Genomic DNA, 16,376 nt, shown 5'->3' on the forward strand with positions numbered 1-16,376 from the left:
AGCTTTTTAGCCTATGATTCTCTCAATAAAGCAGTGGTGCAAGAGATGAGTGAGGCAACTGCGAGAGTGTCAGCCAAGCCCTGGAAAGAGGAAACCCAATAAGTGATTTAAGGAATCCCTAACTATGTGTGGGCGGGGAGGATGTCAAAACAAGTAGTTCATCCTCCTACATGGATGGCAGGACGCATTTCAGGATTCTTCTCGGCTTTGCGAAGTACTTCTCGGGTGACAACGGGAATATCGCCCTCACCAAACAAGATAAAACGCAGCAAGTATTTTATGGGGTTGCCTTCTGCCCAGCCGAAATAAGCATGGGGTATCTTACCCGTGCGATCGCGAAGATAGAGAAGTATGGCAGCAATACCGTTAGGTACAGCCGCACTCTCAGCACGCAGGATGCGATAGCCCTCAACCTCTACCCCTTTGACTCTAATGGTGTTTGCAAATTCCGAAGCATCGGATACCAAAACCTCTAGAAAGAGAACTGCATCGGTAGGAGGAATATGGTTGTCCTCGCGCACCTCTTTCTCTTTTAAAATATACTCTTGGGCATCACCTTGATTCAATCGATTAGCAATCAGTCGTATTGTACCCTCGCGCTGTTCGGCAATAAATCGGTGGGCAACTTCGTCAAGTTCAATCTGCTCCACTCGTAGTTCGGTCGAACGCCACACCCGTGAAACCAGTGAGGTGAGAATGATAGTACCGATGAAAAATGCAGCTATTCTAATCCCTTCGGGTCTCTCAATAATATTAACAATAGTGGTATATATAAACATCAGCGTGATAATTGCAAAGGCGAATGCTTTTCGCTTTGCGCTTCGATGGTAGGCTGATAGAGTGACTGCAAATGCAGCTGTGCTTATCAACACAAGCACACCCGTGGCATAGGCTCCGCTTTGGGCTTCTACATTAGCTCTAAATATAATTGTCACAGCAAAGGCAATAGCCGTATAAACTAACACTAAAGGTCGCGATGCTAATGCCCAATTAGGTGCCATGCCGTATCTCGGTAAATACCGAGGTACGATATTAAGGAGACCTGCCATTGCAGATGCACCCGCAAACCATAAAATGCTAATGGTACTGATATCGTAAATTGTTCCAAAGCCATTGCCAAGATACATATGTGCCAGGTAGGCAAGGGCACGTCCACTTGCTTTGCCTCCGACTTTAAATTCTGCTGCAGGAATCAGTAGAGTCGTGACCAAGCTGCTAGTAATTAAAAAGAAGCTCATGATAACAGCAGCAGCGGTAAGCAGCTTATGGGTATTGCGAATGCGCCCTCTGGGTTGTTCAGAAGTGTCACTGCTGCTACCGCGTACAAGGGGCATAACGGCAACGCCCGTCTCAAAGCCCGACAGCCCCAACGCTAACTCCGGGAATAGCAAGATGGCTACGCCAAGCATCTTTATAGGATTGCTATGGGTTGCAAAAAGTGTAGTTTGCCAGTTAGCGATCGCAGATGGATGATGCAGAATTTGGTAGAAACCGACGCTAATGACAACAAAATTTAACAGTAGATACAATCCCACCAAAAAGACTGCAAGACCGATGGCTTCGCGGAAACCTCTCAGGAAAACGGCACTTAATAATGCCACTAATACCAGGGTAATACCGATCCCCTGATGGTGAACCCAACCAGGCATAAGGGGATTTTCAATAATATGAGCCGTGGCATCAGCTGCTGAGAGGGTAATGGTGATAATAAAGTCTGTTGCTACAAAACCAAGTAGACAAAGCACGAGTAACTTACCCTGCCACCAGGCGAGCAAGTGTTCGAGCATTGCGATCGAGCCTTCCCCATGAGGGCTTTGGGCAGCAACGCGTCGGTAGATTGGCAATGCTCCGAACAATGTTAGCAGGACTAGAATGAGAGTGGCAAGAGGAGAGAGAGCACCAGCAGCCAATGCTGCAATACCAGGTTGATAGCCAAGGGTAGAGAAATAATCTACACCTGTCAGGCACATAACTTGCCACCAAGGATGACTTCGGTGTGGTTTTTCCCTGTGGTACGGTCCTTCTTTCTCTTGTCGGTCTTCTTCGAGCAGCCAATGGATGAACTGCCTGCGGAGGCGTTGTGTTGGAATGATTGTTTTACCCATCAAACCCTTGCTGCTTCTATTAAGCAAAAAGTTAAAAGCGTAAGGCTAGTCATGAGTCATTATAGCCATTCTTGAATGAATAAAATACACCCAATTGTGGGGGTGTAAGATAAGAGCATCTCTACAAATGGGTGTATTTGACACACAATAACTCTCAACACAATCATTCAAATCCCCGATGGAAATGTTTCCGGTGCTTCTTTGGTTTCCCAATTAGGGCTGCGATCCAAAGGTTGTACACCTTTTGTATTATCAATGTGAATCACCGCATCAAATTGCTCTGGAAGTTTAGCGAAAAAATAGTGGCTTCTACGCTCTGTTCGGGGCAGGTAAATAACACCAATTGCTCGCTCTAATCTTTCTGTTTGCAGCCCTGTTACTGCTTGATTATCTTGCCGCAAATTCAGTAAAAACCGAGGTAAGCCAGTATCGTGAAATAATGCTTCATAACTGTCTGGTAACCCCGGACGAACTTGTTTGAGTTGTGGCACACCACCCCAATGAGAAGCAGCAGTAACCGTGCCCGTGTATGTACTAAAGCCTACAAGTACAGCATCGCGATCGTAACGTTCGCGCACTAATTGCCCTACGTTTAATTCACCCGCAGATGCCATATCAGTTGCTCGTGCATCTCCAAGATGGGAATTATGCTCCCAAACAACAACTTTTGTACGGTTTCCCTGTTTATCAAAATGAGCAACCAAGTACTCTAAGGTTTCTGCCATGTGTGTATCTCGCACGTTCCACGACGACACTTTCCCCTGAAACATTGAGCGGTAGTATGCCTCAGCATTTTTTACAAGTCGGGCATTCTGTTCTGCATAGAAAAACTCATCTTCTTTTACCCGTCTATACTCAGCAGTTTTGCGTTGTAACTCCATTAATTGATTGACGACATTTTTCTCGCAAGACTCGCTCATACCAAAACTAGCCGCATACCCATAGGCTTGAGAGTCTTCGCCAAAATGTTCCAAGCACGAATAACGGGAACGAGCAAGTTTTGCGGCTTCTGGGTCAATCTTGTCCAGGTAAGCAACAACCTCATCAATTGAGGAATACATACTGTAGAGGTCAAGCCCGTAAAAACCAACTTTCGTTTTACTCTGCGGTAATGAATCATTATATTGGCGCAGCCAGCCGATAAAACTCACTACATCGGTATTGCGCCACATCCAACCTGGGAAGCGTTGAAAACCTCCCAATGCTTCCTCTGGGGTAAGGTCATCATTGACTCCCCCTACATAGCGATTCACTCGGTATGCGTCGGGCCAATCTGCTTCAACTGCTACAGCTGTAAAATCTTTCTCTTGAATTAGGCGTTTGGTAATCTCAGCGCGTTGCTCGTAGAACTCATGGGTGCCATGAGATGCTTCACCGATCAGCACAAAGCGAGCATCACCAATAAGTTCCAATAGAGGATCGTAATCGTTAGCTGCACCCGTGAGGGGATGAACTGCTTGACGGACTGCGTCGCTAAGTTTTGTTGTGCTTGCATTTGCCATGATTCTAAGCCCAATGACTACTAACAAATCTCTTATTTACACCCCATTGCAATTGCAGCAAATTACAAATCCCTTAATTGGAATGCTGACATCTTGCACCTTCTTTGTGGGAGGAGGTGGTTGGCTTTAGCCTTACCTACGATCGGGATCGGCTTTTTGGGCTTTAATTTTTGCAATAAGGTGATGGTGCAAGATATGAGAATGAGGATTTTAGTGGTTCTGCTCCCTAACTTTTCAAAGGAAGTCGGGCATTTTGCAGCCCATAAAATCAATATGGCGAACCATGATAACACCAGACCATGATTCAAAATGAGGGGTAAAAAACCCAGTTTCTTTGAGTTTAGTGAACGAAATATCAATTTTTGCAGCCAAAGAAACTGCTTTGCTTGGAATTACTGCACTGATGCTCTAGAGTAAGGAGAAATTTCTATCAAGTGTTTTAAAATTACTTATGTTACGAATCTATTCTAAATCGATGCTAGCCTTTTCTCCTCTTTCTCCAGTCATGTTACTAAAATGACGAGCATACCAAAAGTGAGAAAACAATCTTAAGTAGCAGTGTAACTACAAGCACAAACTTCTAAAAATTCAAAATTTCTTCTGCAATTGATGTATGGTGGGCACTGCCCACCATAAGTATGTTTCTGCAATGAATAGAGAATATTAACCCACCAATTGAACAATGGTGAGCACTGCCTGCGTATGTTTTAAAAATAAAATTATGACCCAGTAATTGAACAATGGTTGATCCTCCCCATCCTACAGTATAAATAAGTAAGTGGGCGGAGATAAAAGCAAATATGTGAAGAAATGTAAAAATAGCTAAACCTTTTACAAATGGCACATAAGGCTCTTCACGAGGTAACTTTATTTGTTGCTCTATACTTAGGGTAGATGAGAGTTACTCAAGAAGGCTACTGGAAGCTTAAATTTAAGACAAAATTTTTAACCATTTTTAATAGAAAGTTAATGATTTATCAATACAAATGACGCTAATTATCTGTAGTCCATAAGCAATAGGAGAATTATGTCATGGATAGAATAATAAAATCGCCAATAGAACAACATTCAGTTCAAGTTGCATCAGGTTCAATTCACTTAGAAGGTGATTTAAGAATACCTGAAATAGCCCGTGGAGTTGTACTACTTGCCCACGGAAGTGGCAGTAGTCGGCACAGTCCTCGAAATCATTATGTTGCTGAAGAACTGAATCAGGCAAGCTTTGCTACCCTCTTGATTGACCTGCTGACTTTAGATGAAGAAGAAATAGACAATCAGACAGGACAATTGCGCTTCAACATCAACTTATTGGCTGAACGGCTCATGAATGCTACACAATGGCTTGCCCAAAACCTGGATATTCAGAAAATGAAAATAGGTTACTTTGGTGCTAGCACTGGTGCAGCTGCAGCATTGGTTGCAGCTACACTACAACCAGAAGGTATTTGTGCTATTGTTTCTCGTGGTGGAAGACCGGATTTGGCAGGAGCATCACTATCAAATGTTCAAGCACCAACACTATTTATTGTTGGTGAAAGAGACACTCCAGTCCTTCGCATGAATCAAGAAGCGTTGGAACAATTACGGGTAGAAAACAAGCTAGAAATTGTTCCTGGAGCAACCCATCTTTTTGAAGAACCAGGAACCCTAGAGATGGTTGCACGGCTATCAAGTGAGTGGTTTGAGCAATATTTGGTAACAGATCGCAATTAGTAAACAGTTATCAGTTATCAGCAATTTATGTAGATTAACTGATAACTGATAATTTATAACTTATAACGCTAGTTGAGATTGTTTCTGAGAGTAAAGGCGATCGCAATATAATGTCCACATAGCTCCAACTACACCTGTGATGGAACCAGATATTGCAGCTGAGACACCCCATCCCAAAGGACCAAACCAATTTGTCATCTCTTGCAATACTGCTGTAGTACCTTTGGCTACAACGTAGGCTGTCCCTGTTGCGGCAATGGTCACAAAACCCATATCTAACAGTATTTCCACAAGTCCCTTGTGGGATAACTCTTCTTCAAAATAGATTTTCCAGATAGTGGTGTACATGAGAATATCAGAAGCAGTTAATATAACTTGTTTTGGAAGTTCCACACCTGGGTTTGGCGCACCTGAAACTATACCACCTCCAACTGCATAGGTAGCTATTGCCCAAATAGCTTCTAATCTTTTTTTGCCAAGATTTTTCTGGTTGTTATCTACTTTAGAGAAATTATCCATAGGAACTACTTTGTTACGGGTTTAAACAGATATCAATTTGAATTGTAGGCTGCTTTAGGCGTATTGGTATGAGATTTTGGGAATCTTAAACAACTCATTGTACTATAATGCACCAACCGCAACGGTCTTTACACTCCTTGAATCCATTCTACTGCTCCACTGTCGCTAGAAATTTGCCTATATTTTAGATACCTTAACCGATTCTGAATGTATCAAAAATTCAAAAAACTTATATTTCAGTAAATTTACTATACTCAAGGAGGTTTTATAATGAATTAAACATTCATACAAAAACGAGGATTGCGGTATTTGCGGTTGCTAATGGCATTTAGGAATGATTTAAAATATATAAATTCCAAATAGTTAGCCTTATATTGCTTTAGGAATTGACCGAGCTAGAATTAATAGCTGAAAATATGCAACTTTTGACTGGAGATTTAAAAAATTTACTGAATATTTTTTTAAAGTCTAGCTGTCCTTTATGCCAGCGCCCTACTTCCCAAGAATTATGTCAAAACTGTACTAAACAACTGCAAAAATGTCGTTTGCCTGAACCTCGTCTTCTTTGGCATCAACCCATACCAGTTTTTGCATGGGGAACTTACAGTGGTTCTCTTAAAACCGCGCTTGCCATTATGAAATATCAAAATCATCCTGAAATTGCTCGCCCTTTAGGTAAATATTTAGGGCAAACATGGCTATCAAATTGCCCAATTTCGGATTCTCAATTTGTGGTTGTTCCCATTCCACTCCATCCTAACAGGCATAAAAAGCGAGGCTACAACCAAGCCGCGCTGATAGCTCAAAGCTTTTGCCAAACCACAGGATTAAAATTAAAAATCAATGGGTTAGAGAGAACACGAGATACCGAAGCCCAGCATAAATTATCTGAGTCGCAGAGAAAAGAAAATTTAGCTAAAGCTTTTGGCATCGGGGAAGATTTTCGTCGTAACTTGGAAGCCTCGGTAATTTTGGTGGACGATATTTACACTACGGGTGCTACTGCTCAATCTGCAATACAAACATTTCATCAAGCCGGAATTAAAGTTTTGGGGTTAGTCACCACAGCAACTACTCTCAAGCAGGAGAACCTTTATAAGGCTGAAGTATAAAGGTTAAATGATGAAAGTAACAGACTTATACTGCTAGCTTGACAAGGATTTGCAATGATAGCCTGATTTCGCCGATGTGTACTAACTATAAAGTAATACATGGGCAATTTCTGGTTGAGAAAACTATAATTAACCTAACGGCGCTGTTTTCATGGGAAGAGTCTCTGCATGATAAGTAAGGCTTTTGCAGTGGGGTTGAGAAAAATCACGATCGCGAGTGCTATGCTGCTGGCAATTGGCGGAGGTACAACAGCAGCTTTCGCTCAACCAGCCAACAAGTTGTATAGTCCGATTCCTTTGCCTTTGAGTAATGAAGTTTCCGATATGCTCTCTGACAAAGACATACCTACAGGTCAAGGCGGATTTGCTCGCGATTACGCGGTAAAGTTAACCAAGGGAGATAACTTGGCAATTGACCTAGCGTCTGAGAGCTTCGATGCTATCATTACGCTGCTAGCACCAGATGGTACCACTGTAGCAGAAAATGACGATGGTCCCGATGGTAGCAGCAATTCTCTGCTTTTTACCCGCGTCTCAGAGACGGGAAATTACATCATTCGCGTGCGGTCTTTTGGAGAAACTGGGATTGGGGCTTTCAAACTTAAGGTAACACGATTACAACCCATGAAAGGCAGTTAACAATAACCAAAGCCGCCCTTAAAGTAGTTAGTTGTTCCACTAACCACCAACCACTAACTACTCACTCCCTTCCAAACCTGTAAGTACACATAAAAATAGAGCTTCAGTCCACTCAACAACCGCACCGTAGGTATCCCCCGTGTGCCCGCCTAAAATACGGTTGAACCAAGCAGCAGTCAAAGTTGCGATCGCACTCCCTGCAATTGCCATTCCCAAAGCAAAAAACAGACGTTGTTTGTTGAATAATAATTCTAACCCACTTAAACTTATTACCAACAACAACCCCGGTAACAAAACTTTGTAAGAGTCAATAGCTTGTTTGTGAAATGCGCCTTTACCAGTTGGTTTGAGATAAGGATAGCGGGCAATTGCCAATTGTTGACCCCAACGCCCCCATCCACAAGCCCCCAATAATCCCAACCAACGGTTTGTCTGCAAATCTGTCAGTGCAGCTATTTTAAGAAAAACCAACATGACAGCTGCCATTGCGCCAAACGCACCCGTAGCACTATCTGCCATCACTTCAAGTCGCCGCTTCGCATCGCCCACAGCTAATCCATCAGCAGTATCCATTGCCCCATCTAAATGCAATCCTCCAGTAATGGCAATCCAGACAGCTACTATCAGAGCACTGCGAGTGAGTGTTGGCACACCCAAAAAATTCATTCCAGCATCAATTAGCCCCAGAATGCCCCCAATTATTAGCCCTATAAGCGGGGCATAGCGAGCTACATATTGGAAATCTAATCCATTTATATATGGTAAGGGGATACTTGTATAGAATATTGTGGCAGCTGCTATATTCAGCAGTTGTTGTTGCCACCACGGATGCCGATCGGTCATTTTAAGGATAAAGTATGAAGTATTTTGTAAACAATAGATATTACAATTAAAGTAAAGTCACAGGTAAATAACAACAATATTTGAAGCTTTAGATAAGATTTATCAGTTTAAGGAACGAACTCCAAGAATTTTGTTATGCTGAACTCAGTGTTGAATTTTTATATTTGTATAAACGATCGCTTGGTTGGATGAATTTAGGTAACCTTGGATGAGTCACGGCAGTTTTGTAGTGCTGCCTCTCTCAAATTTAAGGAATTAAAGCTTTCAATTTAGTCGTCCTACTAAGTGTAGATATTTATTAAAATGTAGGGATTCAACAAAGCTGTAACAATGGCTGTTTAGCTATGTTGTATCCCCGAACCGCTCCAAAAATTGTTTAATTATGAGTAACCATCTACCCGAAACAAAGGTACCAGCACCGTGCATCATCAATACAGGCGTAGTTGTGAATAAGCAGGATATGCGGCGATTACTGTCAGACCTAGGTCGCGTTCGCTACATACACACTCATGAGGGACAATTGCAGAACGAAGGGGAAGGCGATGTGATGGAAGTATTTGCCAATCCGCAACGGTCTACCTTAGTTGCCAATCACGCACTTTATCTGAATGTTTATAGTTTTGATTACTTGGAATTAAAGCAGTCTCCGGAAAAAGACACTTATTTTGACCTGATTCAAGAAGGAATGTGTTTGCGGCTGATTCCCCTTTCGACTCCTTTGCAAGAGAGACAAGAGCGTTGCTTTCATGTCAGCACTTTAGAGGCAATGATGGAGCAGGTTCTCTCGGCTAGGTGGGATGCGGAAATTGATGACGATAATTCCGATTTGTTTTAAAACCAATTGCCGCTACCTAATTGTTAATTGCTAATTGCATTGTTACCATTAGCTATTAGCCATTAGCTATTAGCAACTTCTGTCTTGACTGCACAATTTTCTTTTCAACGTCTAGCTAGCTGTAGCCAGACGAAAGCGAGGGCTGGAATTTTTTGTACCCCTCATGGTCTTGTTGAAACCCCACGATTTATGCCAGTGGGAACCTTGGCAAACGTTAAAACTCTCACACCAGCCCAACTAGGGGAAACTGGAGCGCAGATGGTTTTGTGCAATACATACCATTTGCACCTCCAACCAGGTGAAGCCATTGTCGCTGGAGGTGGAGGGCTGCACAAATTCATGGGCTGGAATGGGCCAATTCTTACGGACTCAGGTGGGTTTCAGGTTTTCAGTTTGAGCGAAATGCGAAAAATTAGTGAAGAAGGAGTCATTTTTCGTTCACCCCATGATGGTCAAATTATTAACTTGACTCCAGAACGTTCCATCGAAATTCAAAATACTTTAGGGGCGGATGTCATTATGGCATTTGATGAGTGTCCGCCCTATCCAGCAACGCGCCAAGAGGTAGAAGCCGCTACGCAACGGACTTACCGTTGGCTGGAACGTTGTATAGCCGCCCACCAACGTCAAGACCAAGCCCTGTTTGGGATTGTACAAGGGGGTGTATATCTTGATTTGCGCTCTCAAGCAGCTATTTCTCTGCGAGAGTTAGATTTGCCGGGATACGCTATCGGGGGTGTTAGTGTAGGTGAACCGCCAGAATTCATTGCTCGTGTAGTACAAGCTACTGCACCCCTACTACCACCAGAAAAGCCCCGGTACTTAATGGGTGTTGGTACATACCGCGAAATTGCCATTGCAATTGCATCGGGAATTGATTTGTTCGACTGTGTCATTCCCACGCGTTGGGCTAGACATGGAACCGCAATAGTACAGGGCGATCGCTGGAACCTGAAAAATGCAAAGTTTCGTGAAGATTTTACGCCAATAGATGAAACTTGCCCTTGCTACACTTGCCAAAACTTTACCCGTGCTTACATTTCTCACCTAGTCAGAGCACAAGAAATATTGGCTTACACTTTGTTAAGTATCCACAATATTACTGAGTTGATTCGATTTACCCAAAAGATACGAGAGGCAATACTGCACAATACCTTTGCTACCGAGTTTGCTCAATGGCTGACTCCAGGAGAAGTCGAGAGTGACAACTTTAGTGATTGGTAATTTTTTGGCAACTAACCATTAACCACCAACTACTAACTACTGACCCGTGTTAAGATATTTCTCAATTCTGAAAGCTGTGTTGGATAAGTGGATTTAATAAATATGGAAGCAGCACTGTTGTTAGCAAAATTACCCGAAGCTTACCAAGTTCTCGATCCATTGGTAGATGTCCTACCAATCATTCCCGTCTTCTTCTTGTTGCTGGCTTTCGTATGGCAAGCAGCTATTGGTTTTAGGTAAACCAATCGACCCAATATTAAGCTCAATACTCCCTGACCCCGGTTGCTACTGAGAGCCGGGTTTTTTTGTAGAATTAATTATGTAAGTAAAGTTGATACTTCTTAACAAAATGTAATACATTAATATAGTAGGTAATAGATTCAAAGAATAAAGCCGGAAGTATAAAGGATGAAGCCTTTACAGATAAAGCTGGGAGGTTGTATCTGATGAAGGACGAAATAGCAGGTTTTTATCCTTTACCCTTTATCCATGACACTTTTCTGGTCAAGCTTACAGTAATCGAGGTATAAAATATGGGTAACATTACATTTGTGAAAGAAAACAAAGAAATCGTAGCAGCCACTGGTGCGAACTTACGAGAAAGAGCTTTACAAAACAACGTTGACATATACAAACTTTTTGGCAAAATGATGAATTGTGGAGGCTACGGACAGTGCGGCTGCTGTGTAGTTGAGATTGTTGAAGGATTGGAAAATTTATCACCCCGTACAGATGCAGAAAACAAATTATTGAAGAAAAAGCCTGAAAACTTCCGTCTTGCTTGTCAAACTTTAGTGAATGGGGCTGTCAGCGTTGTAACAAAGCCATAACCAGTATCTTAGTTGCTGAGTAAAATTACTCTTGCCACGCCAGAAGAACACTAGTACAAAAAGGCTAAAGTATGAAGGCTAAAGGATGAAAGTAATACGCTTACACTGCAATCTTTACAATCATTTGCAATAGTAGCCTGATTTTTGCCGATGTGTACTAGTTCAAGATAGTGGTATCCTAAAATTGTTACCTGGAGATTTTAAGAGAGGGAATCTTTCCATGCAAGTTAATGATTTAGGGTTTGTAGCGAGCATTCTGTTCGTTCTAGTACCCAGCGTTTTTTTAATAATCCTTTACATCCAAACTGCTAGCCGCGAAGGCAAGAAAAATTAGTCATAATTTTTTTAAGCAACACAAAAACCCCTGCGTTTATAACGTAGGGGTTTTGACTTATCAACCACTAATGTGTCTACTTTACTTAAGCAACCGTCCGTGCTAGCAACACCGGACAGTTTGCATTCACTCGAACGTAGTCAGACAAAGATGCACCCAGAAGCCGGTCGATATCTACCAAACTCTTAGCAATTGAGGGACGTCGGTCGGGAGAACCAAGCAGCAATAAATCTATCTTCCACTCGTCTGCCAAACGACAAATTTCTTCACCAGGTTTACCGGTACTGGTGACACAACGAACTGGAATGCCGTATTTTTTAGCTTCTAGAGAAGCTGCGGCTAAAATAGAATTTTGTTCCGGGCTAACTTCAGCCAAATCAGATGTTTTGCCACGCAAATCTGTATTAATATTAGCTAAGAACAACTCTCCTCCCTTAATATCTCTGAGGAGGAATAGAGCTAAAGTCAAGCAGTGTTTGGAAGCATCTGAGTTATCCATTGCTACCATAATGCGGTTAATTCTTTTGACATAAACGTCATCTTTAACCAGCAACATGGGACGAGAAGACAATTGGAAAACGTACTGACTGACTGAGTTCGACAAAATAGATTGCAGGCGCTTTAGACCACGGGAACCCATAATAATTAAGTCAGCATCAATTTCGTCAGCAACCTGACAAACTACAGCTTTGGGGTCACCTTGACGCAAAATAGAGGACACCTGACTGGGATCTAGGCTCAAATACTGAATGGCATTAGCCAGAATTTTGCCACCTTCTTCCCATTTAGCGGTCATGCTTTCAGCACTCACTTGGTCGGGAACAACGTGCAAAACTGTTACTTTTGCTCTTTGAATTGATGGCACGTCCTTTAAAGTTTTGAGCATTTCTTCCGCGTGCCCTAATCCAGAGACTGCCAGCAAAATTTTTTCTATCATCTTAGATCTTCGGATTGTTCAGGTTGCCTGGTTTACTAGCTAATAGTTAGTGGTTAGTGGTTACTAGTTAGTGGTTGTTAGAACAATTAACGACTAACTACTAACGACTAACTACTAACCGTTAAGTTTTTTTACACCTAGTTGCTGAAATGTTTAACTAGGCTTTGATGATTTAAGCTTACTATCAATTTTGGCTCATGAACTTTATGAATGGTTATTAAATTTATTAGTTGTAATCTATGTTTACTCTTTTTAATTAGAACAAAGTTAAGTAATGCAAAGAGAAACTACACGTAAAAGATAAATTAAACTTTTAGTTTTTATATAATTTAATGATTGCAATATCACTCGCAAGGTGATATTTATCTTGCACCATTGTCTCAAGAGCGAAAATCAAAGCCCAAAAAGCCGATCCCGATAGTAGGTAGAGCTAAAGCCCACCAGCTATTATTAGCGAGCATAGCGTTAATGACTAATAGCTCACCCCGTCCCAAATTCGCTCCGGGAGGTTCGCTTCCGCCTTCGCCAGTTACATTATCGCCAAGCGCAATGCCAATGGTGCAAGATATGATTGATTTCCAAGGTAACGAAACACCTATTGCAAGGCTTGGCTATGGCTACGTGCAGCTACACAAACGAACCAGCAGAAATGCCTTTTGCTATGTAGGAAGGATATTCCGTAATTTGATAGGGACGAGATGAAATGCTGGCATTAGTATAGGTATACCAATACCAAGCGTTTGTATCTACTAAAAATATGTCTTCTTTTTTTGGAGTGTCAGACTGGAGATTAACTACCTCAGCCTGAACTGTGTAGTTAACTGGCATTAAAGGGTATTAGCCTGCTCGCTGATGACTTGGTCTAATCTACTACGGAATTCAGGGTCAGAGTAATACCGTTTTGAATTATCTATGACTAGCTTGAGTATTTGCTTGCCAACTGGGTTAAGGTTAGAAACCTTCAACAAGCGATTGAGGTTTTCCGGTTTGATATCTCTAAGTAATTGCCCAATAGCAAAGTTGAAAAATGGAGAGGCAAATATTTCCACTCCTGCAAAGTCCAGTTCTACAGGTTGGTCTGCTTGCAATTCTGGATGAATCAAAGCATACACCTTTTGACCATCCCCAGGTGTAATACAGTTTTTGCCTACTAGGGTTAGGATTTCATGTTTCATAGTCTCGACCTCTCCCTTAAAACAACGGCTCATCATCCTGTTCAAGCTCCAAGGCATAATACGATTCGTCGCATAAGAGTGTAATGTTTACCAGTGTTCCTTCAAAAAAACTTTGATTATATGGTTAGCTGACATCTTGCACCTTCTCAATAAAGGGGCGGTGGGCTTTAGCCCTACCTACGAAAATATAACCTTTTCAGAAAATTAGATTTACTCACCCGCAACAGCGAGGATTTCAAAAGTAAGCTTGCACTTATTATCATTGATGAAGCACATGATTCATCTGCCGCAAATCCTAGAAGTCTTAGACAGGAATTAATCTACTCAAGATTACTAACTATTGCCGAAAAAAATCACGCTAGAGTAATTGGAATTTCAGCAGTTATTAACAATGCTGGTGATTTTGCCCAATGGCTTTCTGGAAACGAAAATAATGTTGTCAAAATAGATTGGAGACCGACAAAACAACGATTGGGCTTCTTGCAATGGAGTCAAACTACAAGAGCAACAGTCTGTTATTTGCCTCAAACGGGAGATTATCCATCTGATGATTTCTTTGTGCCATTGCCTTTCTTAAAAAAAGAATGCAGTATGAAGAAGTCAAATGGCAAATTTCATAAACAAAATGTTGTTGTTGCAGCGCGGCTGGCTATGTATTATACGCAAACTGGCTCTACCTTAGTTTTGACTACAACTAAACCTATTGTTGAAACTATTGCTGAGTGTTTAATCTCGCTTTTGCAAAAGCAGCCTTTAGCAGTTTCACCAGAAATACAACAAATTGTAAATGAATGCACTGAATTGCTTGGCTCTGAGCATTTACTTGTAAAAGCTGTTGCTCTCGGATTTTGTTATCACCATGCCGAACTCCCTAATGTTGTTAGGCGGCGTATCGAGAATGCAGTGCGCGATAACATCATTCCACTCATTGTTTCTACAACCACGTTGTCACAAGGCGTTAATCTTCCAATCAAGAATGTAATTGTTCATTCTTTGTCAATGCACAATAAGATTAGCATGGCTCAGTATGCTAATGCTGTCGGGCGTGCAGGTCGAGCAGGCTCTGAGACAGAAGGACACATTATCTTTTGTGACAGAAACGATTTAGAGATGGTTCGCCAGGAAGTAACAACAGAAGTATCAGAAAGCTTTATTGTTTCGGGCATAAGGCATTTGACACAGTCTAGGTTATTCTCGCTTGAGACAACTGAAGATTTTCTCTCACTGTCGTCTTATGATGTATTTAAAAATCTTCCAGAACTAACAGAAAGTTTAAAGATTGATAGCATTGATCCACTGATAGGCTGGCTTCAGGGTAAGGACTATAAAGAATTAGCAGATTTATATTTTGATGGTAAAACGGAAATCGTTGTCAAAAAATTGGAGAAAGTAACTCATGCCTTTTCTTGGGGATTTAACTCACTTATCAGACATCTTAACTTTTATCTAAATCGTCAAAATATCCCTAAAATTTTCAATAACCTAACCTCATTTGTAACGCATGGTGTATCAACTACCGCAGCAGTTTATGCAATGAGTTTAGGCGTGCATGACCGTCAATTTGCTATTATTATAAGCAAAACTTATCAAGCTATTCATTCTGAAACAAATTATTCAACATTTAAGGAATGGCTGTTTAATCTAGAGTTCGGACAATGGGTTGAAATACTGCAAGCACATACGGGAAGCAGTCGGAAAATCGAAGAGTGTTTCGATAATATCCAACGTAAACAGCAAACACTACAATCTAATCAGAAAGTTTTTGATTGTATGTTCATTAGTGTTGACAATTCTGCGAATGTTGATAGCTCAATTCAGTTAGATGAACTAATTCTTGTCGAGTTTAACGATGATTTATGGATGACGACCTACGATTATCAAAAATATTGGCAGTTGTCTGGAGTCAACATTGATAAACTTAAGCAGTTCAATCGACAAATGCAAGACATAATAACACAGCAAATTGATTTCCAACAGTCAACAGTCAAGATTTCAGTACATTAACAGCGTTTCATTGTAGCGATCTGCCCAATTAAGCTGCTCTGTCCTGTGAGTACAAATACTGCTGAAATCCGATAAAGACTTCACTGATATTCGCAACGCTTCCCAGTTCTGCAACAGCATCACGAACGGTCTGATAGTTCAACTCTAACAGTTGAGGTAATTTAGTGCGATCGAGTTCTCTCACCCCAGCGTTGATGTATTGTTCATTAGTTCGGCACGGGTTTCGGCTTCGTTCATATTTCGCTCATCTCGATTTGCTTTAAAACACTTTTTTATTGATTCTGCAAGGGTTTGAGGATTTGAGAGTGACTCACTTCGATTTGCGTTAAAACACTTTTTTATTGGTTCTGCACGAGTTAGAGGATTTGTGTTAAAACACTTTTTTGTTGATTCTACAAGGGTTTCAGGATTTGAAAGTCAGTTATCGCGATTTGCGTTAAAACACTTTTTTGTTGATTCCGCAAGGGTTTCAGGATTTGAGAGTTAGTTATCGCGATTTGCGTTAAAACACTTTTTTGTTGATTCTGCAAGGGTTTCAGGATTTGAAAGTCAGTTATCGCGATTTGCGTTAAAACACTTTTTTGTTGATTCCGCAAGGGTTTCA

The 16,376-nt window shown here is 41.4% G+C and carries 18 protein-coding genes; 9 read left to right on the top strand and 9 right to left on the bottom strand.

The genetic code is table 11. The features are described from left to right. Positions 1-158 precede the first annotated feature (158 nt). The gene (locus ACYRY3_RS36645) at positions 159-2,105 is read right to left on the bottom strand and encodes an APC family permease (RefSeq protein WP_460206631.1); all 1,947 of its coding nucleotides are present in this window, start codon (positions 2,103-2,105) and stop codon (positions 159-161) included. 167 nt (positions 2,106-2,272) lie between these two features. Next, positions 2,273-3,607 carry an erythromycin esterase family protein gene (locus ACYRY3_RS36650; protein ID WP_460206632.1) on the bottom strand — a complete coding sequence of 445 codons (1,335 nt, stop codon included), beginning with the start codon at positions 3,605-3,607 and terminating at the stop codon, positions 2,273-2,275. Between the two features lie 1,032 nt (positions 3,608-4,639). Here ACYRY3_RS36650 and ACYRY3_RS36655 point away from each other — a divergent pair. Beyond that, positions 4,640-5,320 carry a dienelactone hydrolase family protein gene (locus ACYRY3_RS36655; RefSeq protein WP_460206633.1) on the top strand — a complete coding sequence of 227 codons (681 nt, stop codon included), beginning with the start codon at positions 4,640-4,642 and terminating at the stop codon, positions 5,318-5,320. 60 nt (positions 5,321-5,380) lie between these two features. On the opposite strand, the gene ACYRY3_RS36660 is transcribed toward ACYRY3_RS36655, so the two are convergent. Further along, positions 5,381-5,839: a hypothetical protein gene (locus ACYRY3_RS36660; RefSeq protein ID WP_460206634.1), complete on the bottom strand. Its 459-nt coding sequence runs from the start codon at positions 5,837-5,839 to the stop codon at positions 5,381-5,383. Between the two features lie 416 nt (positions 5,840-6,255). On the opposite strand from ACYRY3_RS36660, the gene ACYRY3_RS36665 reads away from it, so the two are divergent. Together ACYRY3_RS36665 and ACYRY3_RS36670 are read left to right on the top strand one after the other, a co-directional pair. Further along, complete coding sequence (locus tag ACYRY3_RS36665; protein WP_460206657.1) at positions 6,256-6,951, top strand: ComF family protein; 696 nt, start codon at positions 6,256-6,258, stop codon at positions 6,949-6,951. A 168-nt stretch (positions 6,952-7,119) separates the two neighbouring features. Beyond that, positions 7,120-7,590 carry a PPC domain-containing protein gene (locus ACYRY3_RS36670; protein ID WP_460206635.1) on the top strand — a complete coding sequence of 157 codons (471 nt, stop codon included), beginning with the start codon at positions 7,120-7,122 and terminating at the stop codon, positions 7,588-7,590. Between the two features lie 57 nt (positions 7,591-7,647). Here the strand turns inward: ACYRY3_RS36670 and cobS are convergent, their stop codons facing one another. Further along, complete coding sequence (cobS, locus tag ACYRY3_RS36675) at positions 7,648-8,433, bottom strand: adenosylcobinamide-GDP ribazoletransferase (RefSeq protein ID WP_460206637.1); 786 nt, start codon at positions 8,431-8,433, stop codon at positions 7,648-7,650. A 382-nt stretch (positions 8,434-8,815) separates the two neighbouring features. Here cobS and ACYRY3_RS36680 point away from each other — a divergent pair, with 382 nt between their 5' ends. The 5 genes from ACYRY3_RS36680 to psbM all read left to right on the top strand — a co-directional run bounded on the left by ACYRY3_RS36680 (position 8,816) and on the right by psbM (position 11,656). Then, the gene (locus ACYRY3_RS36680) at positions 8,816-9,268 is read left to right on the top strand and encodes a hypothetical protein (RefSeq protein WP_460206638.1); all 453 of its coding nucleotides are present in this window, start codon (positions 8,816-8,818) and stop codon (positions 9,266-9,268) included. Between the two features lie 84 nt (positions 9,269-9,352). Then, positions 9,353-10,492 (top strand): tRNA guanosine(34) transglycosylase Tgt, encoded by a 1,140-nt coding sequence (gene tgt, locus ACYRY3_RS36685; protein ID WP_460206639.1) that lies wholly within the window; start codon positions 9,353-9,355, stop codon positions 10,490-10,492. A gap of 102 nt (positions 10,493-10,594) precedes the next feature. Beyond that, positions 10,595-10,732 carry a photosystem II reaction center protein K gene (locus tag ACYRY3_RS36690; protein WP_063779436.1) on the top strand — a complete coding sequence of 46 codons (138 nt, stop codon included), beginning with the start codon at positions 10,595-10,597 and terminating at the stop codon, positions 10,730-10,732. Positions 10,733-11,025: 293 nt separating this feature from the next. Then, the gene (locus tag ACYRY3_RS36695) at positions 11,026-11,322 is read left to right on the top strand and encodes a 2Fe-2S iron-sulfur cluster-binding protein (RefSeq protein ID WP_460206640.1); all 297 of its coding nucleotides are present in this window, start codon (positions 11,026-11,028) and stop codon (positions 11,320-11,322) included. Positions 11,323-11,542: 220 nt separating this feature from the next. Next, a complete protein-coding gene (psbM, locus tag ACYRY3_RS36700) occupies positions 11,543-11,656 on the top strand; it encodes a photosystem II reaction center protein PsbM (protein WP_460206641.1) in 114 nt (37 codons plus the stop codon). A gap of 85 nt (positions 11,657-11,741) precedes the next feature. Here the strand turns inward: psbM and ACYRY3_RS36705 are convergent, their stop codons facing one another. The 3 genes from ACYRY3_RS36705 to ACYRY3_RS36715 form a co-directional block, all read right to left on the bottom strand. Then, positions 11,742-12,593: a universal stress protein gene (locus ACYRY3_RS36705; protein WP_460206642.1), complete on the bottom strand. Its 852-nt coding sequence runs from the start codon at positions 12,591-12,593 to the stop codon at positions 11,742-11,744. 627 nt (positions 12,594-13,220) lie between these two features. Further along, the gene (locus tag ACYRY3_RS36710; protein ID WP_460206643.1) at positions 13,221-13,421 is read right to left on the bottom strand and encodes a hypothetical protein; all 201 of its coding nucleotides are present in this window, start codon (positions 13,419-13,421) and stop codon (positions 13,221-13,223) included. Continuing rightward, the gene (locus tag ACYRY3_RS36715; RefSeq protein WP_460206644.1) at positions 13,421-13,768 is read right to left on the bottom strand and encodes an STAS-like domain-containing protein; all 348 of its coding nucleotides are present in this window, start codon (positions 13,766-13,768) and stop codon (positions 13,421-13,423) included. The genes ACYRY3_RS36710 and ACYRY3_RS36715 overlap by 1 nt, the downstream gene beginning before the upstream one ends. A gap of 519 nt (positions 13,769-14,287) precedes the next feature. Between ACYRY3_RS36715 and ACYRY3_RS36720 the strand changes: the two genes are divergently transcribed. Next, complete coding sequence (locus tag ACYRY3_RS36720; RefSeq protein WP_460206645.1) at positions 14,288-15,772, top strand: helicase-related protein; 1,485 nt, start codon at positions 14,288-14,290, stop codon at positions 15,770-15,772. Positions 15,773-15,800: 28 nt separating this feature from the next. Here ACYRY3_RS36720 and ACYRY3_RS36725 read toward each other — a convergent pair whose 3' ends face one another. Together ACYRY3_RS36725 and ACYRY3_RS36730 are read right to left on the bottom strand one after the other, a co-directional pair. Then, positions 15,801-15,956, bottom strand: coding sequence for a hypothetical protein (locus ACYRY3_RS36725; protein WP_460206646.1), 156 nt, complete (start codon positions 15,954-15,956; stop codon positions 15,801-15,803). A gap of 208 nt (positions 15,957-16,164) precedes the next feature. Continuing rightward, positions 16,165-16,376: hypothetical protein (locus ACYRY3_RS36730; protein WP_460206647.1), on the bottom strand; the 212-nt coding region annotated here is incomplete at its 5' end.

It is taken from the genome of Scytonema sp. NUACC21 (genome assembly GCF_054684315.1).

What these genes read in the sequence shown, in the direction of transcription:
- ACYRY3_RS36690 (WP_063779436.1), top strand. Translation starts at nt 10,595, where the DNA reads ATGGAAGCAGCACTGTTGTTAGCAAAATTACCCGAAGCTTACCAAGTT.
- ACYRY3_RS36645 (WP_460206631.1), bottom strand. Translation starts at nt 2,105, where the DNA reads ATGGGTAAAACAATCATTCCAACACAACGCCTCCGCAGGCAGTTCATC.
- ACYRY3_RS36655 (WP_460206633.1), top strand. Translation starts at nt 4,640, where the DNA reads ATGGATAGAATAATAAAATCGCCAATAGAACAACATTCAGTTCAAGTT.
- ACYRY3_RS36650 (WP_460206632.1), bottom strand. Translation starts at nt 3,607, where the DNA reads ATGGCAAATGCAAGCACAACAAAACTTAGCGACGCAGTCCGTCAAGCA.
- cobS (WP_460206637.1), bottom strand. Translation starts at nt 8,433, where the DNA reads ATGACCGATCGGCATCCGTGGTGGCAACAACAACTGCTGAATATAGCA.
- ACYRY3_RS36705 (WP_460206642.1), bottom strand. Translation starts at nt 12,593, where the DNA reads ATGATAGAAAAAATTTTGCTGGCAGTCTCTGGATTAGGGCACGCGGAA.
- ACYRY3_RS36660 (WP_460206634.1), bottom strand. Translation starts at nt 5,839, where the DNA reads ATGGATAATTTCTCTAAAGTAGATAACAACCAGAAAAATCTTGGCAAA.
- ACYRY3_RS36715 (WP_460206644.1), bottom strand. Translation starts at nt 13,768, where the DNA reads ATGAAACATGAAATCCTAACCCTAGTAGGCAAAAACTGTATTACACCT.
- ACYRY3_RS36695 (WP_460206640.1), top strand. Translation starts at nt 11,026, where the DNA reads ATGGGTAACATTACATTTGTGAAAGAAAACAAAGAAATCGTAGCAGCC.
- psbM (WP_460206641.1), top strand. Translation starts at nt 11,543, where the DNA reads ATGCAAGTTAATGATTTAGGGTTTGTAGCGAGCATTCTGTTCGTTCTA.
- ACYRY3_RS36665 (WP_460206657.1), top strand. Translation starts at nt 6,256, where the DNA reads ATGCAACTTTTGACTGGAGATTTAAAAAATTTACTGAATATTTTTTTA.
- ACYRY3_RS36670 (WP_460206635.1), top strand. Translation starts at nt 7,120, where the DNA reads ATGATAAGTAAGGCTTTTGCAGTGGGGTTGAGAAAAATCACGATCGCG.
- ACYRY3_RS36680 (WP_460206638.1), top strand. Translation starts at nt 8,816, where the DNA reads ATGAGTAACCATCTACCCGAAACAAAGGTACCAGCACCGTGCATCATC.
- ACYRY3_RS36710 (WP_460206643.1), bottom strand. Translation starts at nt 13,421, where the DNA reads ATGCCAGTTAACTACACAGTTCAGGCTGAGGTAGTTAATCTCCAGTCT.